The sequence below is a fragment of the Streptomyces sp. NPDC005962 genome (genome assembly GCF_040629205.1).
Classification (GTDB): domain Bacteria; phylum Actinomycetota; class Actinomycetes; order Streptomycetales; family Streptomycetaceae; genus Streptomyces.
This window is the reverse complement of record NZ_JBEXVE010000039.1, coordinates 18,885-31,444: the sequence shown is the minus strand read 5'-3', so window position 1 is coordinate 31,444 and position 12,560 is coordinate 18,885. Positions and strand designations below refer to the sequence as shown.

Annotated in this window: 10 protein-coding genes, 1 tRNA gene and 1 pseudogene; 4 read left to right on the top strand and 8 right to left on the bottom strand. The window is 74.3% G+C overall.

What is annotated here, in order from left to right:
• Positions 1-247 precede the first annotated feature (247 nt).
• Positions 248-1,540, top strand: coding sequence for an MFS transporter (locus tag ABZ370_RS39205; protein WP_358631690.1), 1,293 nt, complete (start codon positions 248-250; stop codon positions 1,538-1,540).
• Here the strand turns inward: ABZ370_RS39205 and ABZ370_RS39200 are convergent.
• Positions 1,528-1,691 (bottom strand): annotated as a pseudogene (locus ABZ370_RS39200) (TetR family transcriptional regulator); the annotation flags it as partial. The gene ABZ370_RS39205 and the pseudogene ABZ370_RS39200 sit on opposite strands and share 13 nt — an antisense overlap.
• A 122-nt stretch (positions 1,692-1,813) precedes the next feature.
• On the opposite strand from ABZ370_RS39200, the gene ABZ370_RS39195 reads away from it, so the two are divergent.
• Positions 1,814-2,794 carry a sulfotransferase gene (locus ABZ370_RS39195; RefSeq protein WP_358631687.1) on the top strand — a complete coding sequence of 327 codons (981 nt, stop codon included), beginning with the start codon at positions 1,814-1,816 and terminating at the stop codon, positions 2,792-2,794.
• A 432-nt stretch (positions 2,795-3,226) separates the two neighbouring features.
• Here the strand turns inward: ABZ370_RS39195 and ABZ370_RS39190 are convergent, their stop codons facing one another.
• The 6 genes from ABZ370_RS39190 to ABZ370_RS39165 form a co-directional block, all read right to left on the bottom strand.
• A complete protein-coding gene (locus ABZ370_RS39190) occupies positions 3,227-4,087 on the bottom strand; it encodes a TauD/TfdA family dioxygenase (protein WP_358631684.1) in 861 nt (286 codons plus the stop codon).
• A gap of 32 nt (positions 4,088-4,119) precedes the next feature.
• Positions 4,120-5,403: an NAD(P)/FAD-dependent oxidoreductase gene (locus tag ABZ370_RS39185; RefSeq protein ID WP_358631681.1), complete on the bottom strand. Its 1,284-nt coding sequence runs from the start codon at positions 5,401-5,403 to the stop codon at positions 4,120-4,122.
• Positions 5,400-7,151 (bottom strand): prenyltransferase/squalene oxidase repeat-containing protein, encoded by a 1,752-nt coding sequence (locus ABZ370_RS39180; protein ID WP_358631678.1) that lies wholly within the window; start codon positions 7,149-7,151, stop codon positions 5,400-5,402. Before ABZ370_RS39180 ends, ABZ370_RS39185 begins: the two co-directional genes overlap by 4 nt.
• Complete coding sequence (locus tag ABZ370_RS39175; RefSeq protein WP_358631675.1) at positions 7,145-8,371, bottom strand: UbiA family prenyltransferase; 1,227 nt, start codon at positions 8,369-8,371, stop codon at positions 7,145-7,147. Before ABZ370_RS39175 ends, ABZ370_RS39180 begins: the two co-directional genes overlap by 7 nt.
• A 73-nt stretch (positions 8,372-8,444) precedes the next feature.
• Positions 8,445-9,470, bottom strand: a complete 1,026-nt coding sequence (locus tag ABZ370_RS39170) for a polyprenyl synthetase family protein (protein WP_358631672.1) — start codon at positions 9,468-9,470, stop codon at positions 8,445-8,447.
• Positions 9,467-10,579, bottom strand: coding sequence for an aminotransferase class I/II-fold pyridoxal phosphate-dependent enzyme (locus ABZ370_RS39165; protein ID WP_358631669.1), 1,113 nt, complete (start codon positions 10,577-10,579; stop codon positions 9,467-9,469). Before ABZ370_RS39165 ends, ABZ370_RS39170 begins: the two co-directional genes overlap by 4 nt.
• A 252-nt stretch (positions 10,580-10,831) precedes the next feature.
• Between ABZ370_RS39165 and ABZ370_RS39160 the strand changes: the two genes are divergently transcribed.
• On the top strand, positions 10,832-11,989 hold the full coding sequence (locus ABZ370_RS39160) for a LysR family transcriptional regulator (RefSeq protein WP_358631666.1): 1,158 nt from the start codon (positions 10,832-10,834) through the stop codon (positions 11,987-11,989).
• Positions 11,975-12,046: transfer RNA gene (locus tag ABZ370_RS39155), tRNA-OTHER, on the top strand. The genes ABZ370_RS39160 and ABZ370_RS39155 overlap by 15 nt, the downstream gene beginning before the upstream one ends.
• An 81-nt stretch (positions 12,047-12,127) precedes the next feature.
• Here the strand turns inward: ABZ370_RS39155 and ABZ370_RS39150 are convergent.
• Positions 12,128-12,535: an ATP-binding protein gene (locus ABZ370_RS39150; protein WP_358631663.1), complete on the bottom strand. Its 408-nt coding sequence runs from the start codon at positions 12,533-12,535 to the stop codon at positions 12,128-12,130.
• Positions 12,536-12,560: the final 25 nt, after the last annotated feature.

Genomic DNA, 12,560 nt, shown 5'->3' with positions numbered 1-12,560 from the left:
GGTGTGCGCGGCCGGGTTGGGCCGGGTGAACGGTGTCGTGCCGACTGGGTTCGGGATCACGGTGGCCGCGACGCGGGCCTGAGGGACATCCCGGTGAGTGGAACGCCATCGTTCCCGTCGCCGGAGCCGCGGCGAACAATCACCGCCCAAAGCCGAGCCGCGACATTGGAGAGTCGGCATGGCAGATGAAATGGGCGCCCCGCGCGAAGTTCGCAAGGCCGCTATCGCAAGTTTGTTCGGTAGCGCGTTGGAGTGGTACGACTTCTTCCTCTACGGCACGGCCGCCGCGCTCGTGTTCAACACCCTGTTCTTCCCCACCTTCGACCCGCTCGTGGGCACGATCGCCGCCTTCGGCACGAACGCGGTCGGCTTTCTCGCCAGACCGCTCGGCGGGGTCGTCTTCGGGCACTTCGGTGACCGGCTCGGCCGTAAGTCGATGCTGGTGATCACGCTGGTGATCATGGGCGTCGCGACGTTCCTGATCGGTCTGCTGCCCACCTACGCCACCGTCGGGGTGTGGGCGCCGGTGCTGCTGATCGGCTTGCGGATCGTGCAGGGCATCGCGGTCGGCGGCGAGTGGGGCGGGGGTGTGCTGATCGTCAGCGAGCACGCGCCGAGCCACCGCCGCGGCTTCTACTCGGCCTGGAGCCAGAGCGGTATCGGCCTCGGCTTCGTCCTCTCGGCCTCCGTCTTCGCCCTGGCCCAGGCGGTGACCAGCGAGGAGTCCTTCCTCGCCTGGGGCTGGCGCATTCCGTTCATGGTCGGCATCCTGCTCACCGCCGCCGGGCTGGTGATCCGGCTGCGGATCATGGAGACCCCCGCGTTCCGGCAGGCGGAGACGGGGGCGGATGCGGAGCCGGAGAAGGCGAAGTCCGCGCCGCCGATCCTCGACGTCCTCCGTACCCACCCCAGGTCGGTGCTGATCGCCTTCGGGGCGCGGGTCGCCGAGACCGGTGCGAGCTATCTCTTCCTCACCTTCAGCCTGTCCTACGCGGCCAAGATCGGCGTGGGCAACGGGGTGGTGCTGGCCGCAGTCGTGGTGGGGATGCTGGTCGAGTCGTTCGCGATGCCGATGTTCGGGGCGCTCTCCGACCGCATCGGACGCCGTCCGGTGTACATCGGGGGCGCGGTCGCGGTGATCGTGTGGGCGTATCCGTTCTTCGCGTTGTTCGACTCGCGCGATCCGGTGCTGATCTTCGTGGCCATCTTCGTGGCGGTCGTAGTCGGCCACGGGGCGATGATCGGCACCCAGCCCGCGTTCTTCACCGAACTCTTCGCGAGCCGGGTCGCCTACAGCGGGCTCGCCCTCGGGCATGAGCTGGCGTCGATGATCGTCGGCGGGTTCTCCCCCATCGTCGCCACCGCGCTGCTCGCCTGGTCGGGGGCCTCCTGGCCGATCGCGCTGTTCCTGATCGGGATGGGCCTGATCACCGTGATCGCGGTGGCGGCCGCTCCCGAGACGAACCCCAGCCTCGTCAAGGGCCGCGAGGGCCCGGCGGCGCGGGAGGCCGAGGAGGAAGTGGAGCGTCAGGCCGTCTGAGGCGCGTACGCTCCCGCCCGCGCCGCCGCCACCGCGGGCCCGGCGGCGCGGGCCGCGGCCGCTTCGTCCAGCGGGAGGCCGCTGGTCAGGAGGCGGTGGTGGAGGGAGCGGAGACGGCCCGGATCACCTCGTGGGTGTCGGTACCGCCTGGGCCTCCTCGCAAGAAACAGGTGATCGCCCTCGTAAGGGGCGGGCGCAGGGGTACGGGCGGTCCCGGCGGGTAAGGGGCGCGCAGATCCTCCTGCCCCGCCCCCTCTATGCCCCGGGAGAGACATGGCGTCACGGCCGTTGACCTTCGTCGTCGGAACCGGGCGGTGCGGTTCCACCGCGCTGTCGGAGGTGCTGCGTCTGCACCCCCAGATCCTCAGCCTGAGCGAGCTGATGGCCTCCCTGGAGCCGAGCGCGCTCCCCGAAGGGACGCTGTCCGGGGAGGAGTTCTGGGACATCCTCGCCAGTCCCCCGGCCTTCGCCAACCGGCTCATCCGGGAGGGCTTCGGGCTGCCGGAGCACACGTATCCCGGCTCGGGCGGGCGGTTCTCGGCGGAGGGGGGCGGGATACCGGCGGTGTCGATGACGACGCTGCCGCATCTGAGCGACGAGCCGGACGCGCTGTTCGATGCGCTGCGGCCCGTGGTGTGCGGGCGGCCCCGGGGGCCGGTCGGGGAGCATCACCGGGCCCTGTTCGAGGCGCTGGCCGAGCGGTTCGGCAGCGTGGCGGTGGTGGAGCGGTCCGGGTTCTCGCTGCGGCTGGTGCCCCGGCTGCGGGAGGTGTTCCCCGAGGCGCGGTTCGTCCATCTGTACCGGGACGGGCCCGACTGCGCCCTGTCGATGAGCCGCCACCCCGGCTTCCGGATGATTCAGCTGATGCGGGAGGGCGGCGACGTTCCGGGCGAGCTGGCCGCGTTGATGAGCGACGAAAGCGCCGAGGTCAAGCCCCTGCTGACGCGGCATGTGCCGGTGTCCGCGTTCGGGCGGCTGTGGTCGGACACGGTGGTCGAGGGGCTGACGTACCTCGGCGCGCTGCCCGGGGGGCTGGTGCTGCCGCTGTCGTACGAGGCGCTGCTCGACGCCCCCGACGCCGAACTCCACCGCCTGGCGGAGCACATCGGCGTCGAGCCGCTGTCCGGGTGGCTGGCCGGGGCGCGTGTGCTGCTGGACGGCGGGCGGCGCGGCAGCGCCGAGCGGCTGCCACCGGCGGAGCTGGCGGCGCTGCGGGAGAGCTGCGCGGCGGGGGCGCGGGCGCTGCGGGTGTAGGGCACACCTCGGCACGGGCTGGTGCCCGGCATGGGCTGGTGCCCGGCACGAGGCCGATGCCCGGGCGCTGGGCCCCGCAGGCGCAGGGCTCCGCGGGCGCAGGACCGGAGCCGCGGGTCGTCCCCGGGGCGGGGCGCGCCGTGTCGTACGGCCCCGGGGCCGGGGACGTGCCCGGACCCAGCCCCTCCGGCGTTTGAGGAGCGGGGCCCGGGGCGGGGCCCTGGATTCGGGAAGGGGCGGGGTGGGGAACGGCCCCCCGGCGCCCGAGGCCGTGCGCCGGGGGCGCGGGCGCTGCGGGCGCGAGCGCTGCGGGCCCGGGCGCCGCAGGTGCAGGGCGCCGCGGGTGCAGGGCGCCGCGGGCGTAGGGCGCTGCGGGTGTAGGGCGCGGGCGGCCCGCGGCCCGGGTCCGGGGGCGGGCCGCTCAGCGCGCCGTCAGTAGCCCGCCTTGGCGTTGACGCGGCGTGGGTAGTAGCGCTCGTCGCCTCGGCGCTCGTACTCCTTCCAGCGAGGGGCGTCGCCGGTCGGGTGGTCGCCGAGGATGGTGACCCGCTGGCCCTTGCGGTAGGCGGAGTAGTCGTTGATGGCCAGGTGCTGGGTCGCGCGGTTGTCCCACATGGCCACCGCGCCGGGCTGCCAGCGGTAGCGGCAGTTGAAGATCGGCTGCTCGGAGTGCTCGAAGAGGAACTGCAGGACCGTGTCGCTCTCGTGCCTGCTGAGCTGCGGAATGTGCGACGACCACATGCGGGTGACGTACAGCGAGCGGCGCCCGGTCTCCGGGTGGACCCGCACCACCGGGTGTTCGGCCTTCATCTCGCCGATCTCGGGCGCCCTGAGGACGTGGACGGCGGTCAGCCCGTCGAGCATCTCGCGGTACGGCTCGGACAGCGTCTCGTACGCCAGGTACTGGTTGCTCCACATCGTGTCGCCGCCGGACTCCGGGCAGGTGACCAGGTGCAGGATCGAGGCGACCGGCGGGTTGGGGCTGAAGGTGACGTCGATGTGCCACTCGTCGGCCTTGCCGCCCTTGTCGGACTCGATCAGCGCCAGCTCCGGGTAGCCCTCGACCTTCGGCAGGAACGGATGCACCTCCACCTCGCCGAAGCGCTTGCCGAGGGCGATGTGGGCCTCCGGGGTGAGGTGGGACTGGTCCGGGAAGAAGATCACCAGGTAGCGCAGCAGCTGTTCGTGAATCCACGCGAAGTCGGCGTCGCCGATGTCCGTCAGATCCATGCCGAAGATCTCCGCGCCGAGGGCGCCGGACACCGGGCGTACGACTGCTTCCTGTTTCTGCATGAATGCCGTCCTTCGGTGCGAAAAAGAGAGGGTCAGGTCTGGGGGACGCGGTGGGCGCGCGGGTCGGGCAGGACGCCGAGCTGGTGGAGGCGGTCCAGGAACGTCATCGGCCGGGGGCCGAGGCCGGACATGTTGTACGTGACGGTGTGCAGCAGCCGGGGATTGCGCCCGGTGAAGCGGACCGCCCGCCTCCCCACGACCCGGCCGCGCCAGGTCAGGTCGGTGACCATGCGGGCCGCGTTGTCGCTGGTGGTGGCGGCGTGGGCGAGGATGGGCCGCCGTTCGGCCTGGTAGGCGCGGAGGGCGGCGTCCACGGTGGCGGCAGTGGGCGCGGCTCCGTCGAGGTGTTCGGCGAGCCGGTCGGCCAGGGAGGCCGCGCAGGTGATCGCGGTGTTCATGCCCTGGGCGGCCATCGGGTGCACGGCGTACGCGGCCTCGCCGACGAACGCCATCCCGGGGACGGCCAGCCGGGGCGAGAGGAAACGGGACACCGGCAGTGTCTGTCTGCTGTCCAGACCGGCCAGCAGCGGCCCGGATAGGGGTTCCAGCGCCGGAACCTCCGCCACCACCCCCTCGGCCCAGGCGGCCAGGGCCGCCCGGTCGCGGGCGCCGCGCAGTTCGTCGGGCGCGGTCTGTACGTACAGCCGTACCCGGTCGCCGGGCAGCGCGTACACCAGCCGCAGCCCGCGCGCGCTGAGGTACGCGGAGAAGTCGTCCGTGCGGGGCGCGCCCGCGAGGTCGAACGACGCCAGGCGGTGCGGGTAGTCCACGCGCCGGGCGTCGATGCCCGCCGCGCGGCGCAGCCGGGACGAGATGCCGTCCGCGGCGACGGTCAGCGGCGCGTGGACCTCGTACCGCCGTCCGCCCTCGGTGACCGTCACGCCGGTGACGCGGCCCGAGCCGTCGTGCAGGGCCTCCTCGACGAGGGCGCCTCGGCGCACCTCCACGGCCGGGCCGAGCCCCTCGGCCAGCGCGTCCAGGATGGTGAGGTGGTCGTGGGAGAGCAGCCACCGGTCGCCCTCGGGGAGTTGGCCGTAGTCCAGCGCCATCAGCGGCGCCCCGGCCGGGTCCCGCACCACCAGGTGGCCGAGCCGTACCCCGGACCGTTGCTCCAGCAGCCGTTCGGTGCCCCAGCGGCGCAGTACGCGCAGCGCGCCGGGCTGCAGCACCTCGCCCTTGGCGACCGGGCGCGGCCGGGGCTGCTTGTCGACGACGAGGACGCGCAGGCCCAGCGCTCCCAGCGCCCGCGCGGAGGCGAGCCCTCCGGCGCCCGCGCCGCACACGACGGCGTCGTAGCGGGTGTTCTTCTCGCTCATGCGGAACTCCCCTGGGGTCGAGGGGACGCGGTGGCCGTCCGCAGCCGGGCCAGGGCGCGGAGGGCGAGGCCGGAGGCGATCACGTCGTCCGCGTAGCGGTAACAGAAGCGGATGTATTCGTTCACCGGCGATCCGGCCCAGCCGCCGTCCGGTCGCTGGGCGTCCGTCAGATAGCGGGCGGCGGCCGTCACGGGCTGCGATTCGGGGTCGTGGCCCGCGGCGAGGAGCGCGTACAGCGCCCAGGCGGTGTCCTCCACCGTGCCGCCGCCGTTCTCGGGTTCGGCCCCCCGCTCGCCGCCGCCCCAGGAGCCGTCGTCGGCCTGGGTGCGCAGCAGCCACGCGGTCGCCCGTGCGGCCGCCGGATGCGCGGCGCCCACCGTGCGGCACAGGGTTTCCAGCACCACCGACGTGCCCGCCGTGCGGCCCCGGTACCAGAGGGCCTCGTACGAACCGTCCGCCGAACCGTCCGTCCGCTGCCGCGAGATGAGCCAGCGCACGGCCTTCACCACGCGCCGGTCGCCGGGGCCCGCGCCGTGGTCCAGCAGCGCACGGACGGCCTTGGCCGTCATCTGCGGGCAGGGGCCGAACCCGCCCGGCTTGCTGTTCCGTACGGCCAGGCTCCAGGAGCCCGCGGAGTCCTGCGTACGGGTCAGCCAGTCGATGCCGCGCCGTACGTGCGGATCGTCACCGCCGCCGGGGAGGCGGAGCAGCACCGAGCTGATCTCCGCGGTCTCCAGCGCCATGGGCCAGCTGTGCGCGCTGGAGAAACCCCAGTAGCCGGGCGGGCAGGCGAGAGCGGCGAACGGGGTGTTCTGCTGGCGGTCCTGGAACATCGCGCGGGTCGCCGTCAGCCGCGGGTCGTCCGGGTACCCCGCCTCCAGGAGGGCGGCGGCGGCGAAGCTCGACCACGTGACGTCCAGCGGCATCAGCTCCCACCCGCCGTCCGCGTCCGCCTCCGACCGCAGCCATCCGGCGGCGGCCCGCACGATGTCCGGGGCGAGGCCGGAGCGGGTGGTGCCGACGCAGATGAGGCCGGTCAGCCACGGGTCGGTGCTGAACGACCCGCTCGCGCCCTCCCGTTCGTACGCTTCGCGGACGACGGCCAGCGCGGCGGGCCGGGCCAGGGCGTTGAGCCGCCGCCGTACCAGCCCCTGGGTGCGGCGGCGCACCGTGGCCTGGCCGAGCGCCATGCTCGCGAGGATCGGCAGCCGCAGGCTGAGCAGCCGCCGCGCGGGCCCGCGCAGCAGCAGCGCCTCCAGCGGGAGACGGGGCAGCGCCGCCTCGTCCAGCCGTCCCGCGAGGACGCCGAACTGCCGGGTCAGCCCCGCCATCACCGGCTCCGGCAGCGCCTCGGGGCCGCCCAGTTGCGTCAGCCGCTGCCGCCCGGCGCGTACGGCGGGGGCCGCGTGGCGGGGGGCGACCAGGTCGAGCGCGTCGGTGACGACGGCGGTGGTCAGCACCTCGTCGGCCACACCGCGCATGGCCCAGCCGCCGGTGTCACGCTGCGCCTTGACGAGCCGGTCGGCGCCGCGGGCGAGGAGCGGGTCCGTCTTCCCGGGCTGCTCGGGCTGCTCGGGCTGCTCGGCGAGGTGCAGGGCGATGAGCGCGAGGGCGGTGTTCGCCGGGGAGAACCGGTCCTCCGCCGCGTCGGGGGCGAACACCCCGTCCGGCCGCCGCCGGGCGAACAGCGCCTCGGCACCGGCCGTGACGGCCGCGTCGATCCGGTGGATCATGGGTGGGCTCACCATGGGCTCGGACGATCCTTCCGTAGTGCGGCGCGAACGGACCGGGGCGAGCCATCGGCACCGGAGGAGCGCTCGCCCACCCCGCCACCCCCGAACCGACGCCCGGCACGCTCCGGGCCGGGGTCCGGCTGCGGGCCGGGGTCGGGGGGCGAGGCAGGGTCCGGCGGCGGGCCGAGGTTCGGCTGCGGGCCGGGGTCCGGCTGCGGGGCGGGGTCCGGGCGGCGGGCCGAGGGTGTGGCCGGGTGGGGCGCCGGGGTGGGGGGTTGTTCGGGGCGTCCCTCCGCGTCCCAGTCGTCCGGCGGGAACTCGTGGCGGGTGCGCATCCTGGCCTGGGTGGCCACGCTGAGGGCGAGCAGCGGGGCGAGTACCGCCAGGGCCGGGGCCGGGCCTCGGCCGCCCGCGAGCACCGCGCCCGCCAGGATCAGCCGTTCGGCGACCAGCACCGCGTGGGCCCGCAGCGCCCGTGCCGGGGTCAGCGGGGCCGCGCCGCGCAGCAGCGGGGCGAAGGCGACGGTGCCGCAGACCGCCGCGACGAGCAGCAGGGCGCCGAAGGCCGTACGCCCCTCGGGCGGGGCGAACGGTACGCAGGCCGCGGCGGCGACGACCGCAGACGCGTACAGCAGGGCGGCGGTGCGCGCCGCGTAGCGGACGCCGCGGCGGACGGGGAGCGTCTGGTAGCCGCCGCTGCGGTCGCCGTCGACGTCGCGGAGGGTGCCGACCAGGTTGGACGCCGTGTCATGGGCCCAGAAGGCGAGGGCGGCGAGCAGGACCGCGGGCCAGCGCGGCTCCGTTCCGGCCGTCAGCGCCCCGAAGACGACGGTGAGTGCCGTCAGCGCGCCCCGCACCGCGTTGCCGGACAGCCCGCGGCCCTTGAACACCTTGCTGTACGCGACGATGCCCGCCATGCCGCCCGCGACCAGCAGCAGCGCGGTCCACGCGGCCAGCGCGGTGACGGCGGCGGCCGCGAGGGCGCACAGGACGCCGGAGGCCACGGCCGCGCGGGGGGTCAGCCGTCCCGAGGGGATCGGGCGCTGCGGTTTGCCGATGGCGTCCAAGTCGCGGTCGAAGTAGTCGCCGAGGTAGTGCCCGGCGATCCAGCTCAGGGTGGGGACGGCCCAGGCGGCCCACAGATGTGGCGCCGAGGGCGGGCCGTCGGTCTGGGCGGCACCGGCCAGGCCGACGAGGCCGGGGTAGGACAGGGTGTACAGCCGCCAGGTCTGCACATGCGCCCAAAAGCGCGTCGAAAAGCGCGCCCAAGACTGCGCCCAAGCGCCGGTGGCGAACGCCCCGGGCACGTCAGCGCTCCCGGTCGGCGGAGAAGTCCGCGATGGCGGCGAGCACGGCGGAGCCCTCGGTCGGCGGAAGTTCCGCGAGGCGGTCCTTGGCGTGGGCCACCTCCGCACGGGCGCGCTCGCGCGCGGCCCGCAGCGCGCCGGTGGAGTCCAGGACGCGGCGTACGGCGTCGTAGGCGTCCGGCGCGGGCAGCGTCCCCCGCAGCGCGGTCCGCAGGGTTTCGCGTTCGGCGGCGGACGCCCGCTCGTACGCCACCAGCACGGGGAAGGTGGGGCGTCCGTTGGCGGTGTCGCTCAGCGCGGACTTGCCGGTGGCCGCCGTTTCGCTGGTGTACGGCAGCAGGTCGTCGTGCATCTGGAAGGCGAGCCCGAGGTGTTCGGCGTACGAGGTGAGGGCCCGCTGCCAGGTGGCGTCGCCGCCGCCGAGGAGGGCCCCGGCCTGGCAGGCACCGCGGAAGAGCGCGCTGGTCTTGAGGGAGATCATCGTGAGGTAGCGGTCGAGTCCGCACGCCGCGTCCCCGCACAGGTCGGCCTCCATCGCCTGGCCGCGGCACAGGTCGACCCCCGCGCGGGCCAGGACCCGTACGGCCTCCAGCAGCCGTTCGGCGGGCAGGCCCTGGTCGGCGCACTCGGCGACGGCGGCGAACATGCCCATGATGAGGGCGTCGCCGGTGACGACGGCGTCCGCGACGCCGTACCGGGCCACGACCGTGGGGCGGCCGCGGCGCAGCGCGTCGCCGTCGATGACGTCGTCGTGGACCAGCGACCCGGCGTGCAGATACTCCACGCCGAGCGCGGCGGGCAGGCTCTCCTCGTAACCGCCGCCCACGGCCCTGGCCGACTCCACGAGCAGCAGCGGGCGCAGCATCTTGCCCGCGGGCAGCAGGGCGTAGCGGGATATCCGGTGGACGCGCTCGCCGCCGGACGGCCAGCGGGATTCGAGGTCGCGCAGCAGCCGGGCGAGGGTGGGGTGGGCGGCGGAGAGCGGGTCGGCGGGGGCGCCCACCGCGGTGTGCGGGGCGGCCGTCACGGGGCCTCCTCGTCGGCGTGCGCCGCCTCCCCGCAGGCCGGGGCCGCCCCTCCGGTATGGCCGTCCGTTTCCCGCGCCTTCGCGGCCAGCTGCGCGAACGCGTCGTTCGCCGCGGGCTCGGCGATGGTGACCCGTACGCCCTCGCCCGGCTTTCCGCACACCAGCACGCCGTGGTCCGCGCAGAACTGGGTGAAGCGCTCGACGCCGGACTCCATCGGCAGCCACAGGAAGTTGGCCTGGCTGGGCGTCACCCGCCAGCCCTGTTCGGTCAGCACGCCGTACAGCCGCTCCCGCTCGCGGGCGGTCTCCTCGCACTGGGAGCGGATCGCGGCGGACTCGGCGAGCGCGGCGACCGCCGCGGCCTGGGCGGCCGCGCCGACCCGGTAGAAGGTCAGGGCGCCGCGCAGCGGCGCGAGGGCGCGCTCATGCCCGACGAGGTAGCCGACGCGCAGGCTGAGCAGGCCGTACGACTTGGAGAAGGTGCGCACCACGCACACCCGCTCGTCCTCCCGGTACAGGTCGACGCCGTGGGCGACGGCGGCGGCGTCCGGGTCGGCGAAGTCGAGGTACGCCTCGTCGATCAGCACGGTGACGTGGGAGGGCAGCAGGCCGAGGAAGCGCCGCAGCGCCGCCTGGCCGACGGCGGTGCCGGTGGGGTTGTTGGGGTTGCAGACGATGACCAGCCGCGTCCGGTCGCTGACGGCGGCCGCCATCGCGTCCAAGTCGTGCGTCTCGTCCCGCAGCGGTACCCGCACGGTGGCGGAGGCGGCGTTGGCCGCCATCATCGGGTAGGCCTCCCAGGACGGCCAGGCGTGCACGGTGTGGGTGTCCGGCCCGGTGTGGACGGAGAACAGCAGCTGGAGCAGTGCGCCGGAGCCGGGGCCGACGGCGATGTCGCCGGGCTCCACCCCCAGGTGCTCGCCGATGGTCCGGGACAGGCCGAATCCCAGTGCGTCCAGGGTGCGGTGCGCGTCGGCGGCGGTTTCCCGGACGGCCCGCAGGACGGCCGGCAGGGGTGGATGGAAGGTCTCGTTCAGCGACATCTGATGCTGTACGGCGCCCTGTGCGAGCACCGGCTGCATTCTGTTCCAGCCGTCTTTGTCAGACATGTTCCATTCCAATCCGCGGAAATTCTAGGGAAATCCCGCAAGGTTTGGATCGGCAGCACACCGAATGAGGGGGGTGGTCGGTGAGGGAGGCGGCGGCGAATACGAAATTAGGCTCAGCGGGCTCAGCTCACGCGAACGGCGTGTTGACCAACGGCCGTCGACCGGCCGCCTCCTTGAGTGTGGAGGGCGCCGAGACCATACGTCCAATAAGGATCTTCCCGGCATCCATAAACTCCTTTTACAGTGGTTCATGTGCTCGACATCCATCAGTTGGCGGTCATAGCAGGCGTGGCGCGCGCGGGTTCCTACACCGCCGCCGCCGAATTACTGGGTTACACCCAGCCCGCTGTCAGTTACCGCATGCGCGCGCTGGAACGCACCATCGGCGTCCAGCTCGCGGTGCGGTCGGGGCGCGGGGTGCGGCTCACCGCGGCGGGCCGCCGGCTGGCCCAGCACGCCGAGGTGGTGCTGTCGGCGCTGGGAGCCGTCGAGGACGAGTTCCGCACGTACGCCGCCCACGCGCGCGGCGTGGTGCGGGTGGCCGCGATCCACAGCGCGTGCGCCTCGCTGCTGCCCGGCGCGGTGGCCCGGCTGCGGTCCGCCCGGCCCGATGTGCAGGTCGTCCTGGAGCGGGCGACCTCCCCGGACGCGTATCGCTCACTGCGGGACGGCACGACCGACGTGGCCCTGGTGAGCGTCCGCGCCGACACCCGCCCGGACGCCCCGGGCCCCGACCCCGGCACCGGAACCGGCACCGGAACCGGCACCGGAACCGGAACCGGCCCTGGCACCGGAACCGGCCCCGACGCAGTGCCCGGCACCGGCCCCGAAGCGGTCCCCGGCCCCGGCTCCGATCCCGAAGCAGTCCCCGGCGCCGGGGCGCGGCCCGTCGTGGCCGAGGCCGATGTGGTGGACCTTCCGCTCATCAGCGATCCGCGCTGTGTGCTGCTCCCCGTCGACCACCCCCTGGCCGACCTGCGGACGATCCCCCTCAGCGCGCTGGCCGACGAGTCCTGGGTGCTGGACGAGGACCGCGAGGAGTTCGCCGCCGCCTGCTCCCGGGCGGGCTTCGAGCCACGGGCCGTCGCCATCACCAACGACCCCGCCACCGCCCATGACCTGGTCGCGCACGGCGTGGGCGCGGCGGTCGCGGAGGGCCTGGCCCTGCCGCCGCGGCCCGACCCGCGGGTGGTGGCCCGCCCCCTCCGCGACTGGCCGCCGCGCCGCCTGCACGCCCTGCTGAGGGCGGAGACCACCCGCGCCCCGGCGGTGGAGGCGCTGCTCACGGCCCTTCGGGCGGCGGTGGAGGACCATCTCGCGGCCGACGGGAACGGCGGCGTGCCGCGGTGGGGTAGAGTAGATCTTGCAACGCCGCCCCGAGGGGCGGGAGTTGATGCGTCGGTCGTCTAAGGCAAGATACTCGTCTCCAAACGAGGGATGTAGGTGCAAGGCCTGCTCGGCGCTCCATAGAAGATCCCTCTCCTGATGCCAGGGGAGGGATTTTTTTGCGTGCGCGCGGCCTGAGGTGCGCGCCGGGGCCGTCCGCGGTCAGCGGGGGAGGCTCGCGTAGATCGTCTTGCCGCGGCCCCGGGTGATGGTCACCTCCCGGGCCAGACGGCGGACCATGTGCCAGCCGAAGCCGCCGGTGCCGGCGTTCAGGTCGGGCGGACGGGCCCGGGGAGCCGCCGGGTTCGGGTCGCTGACGGCGACGGTCACCGTGTCCGGGCCCGCGAAGAGTTCGAGGGTGTACCGGCCGCCCCCGTGGCGCAGCGCGTTGGTGACCAGTTCGGACACCACCAGGAGTATCGCGTCGGTCGCGTCGGACGTCGGGGCGGGACTGAGCCCCTTGGTGAAGGCCCGGGTGACGGCGCGGGCACGGTGGATGCCGCCGGGGCTGTCACCCCGCACCACGGTGGAGGCCGTGGGCCGGGTATTGGCGGTCTTCGTGCCGTTCATAGACGTACACCCCTGGTCGCATCGG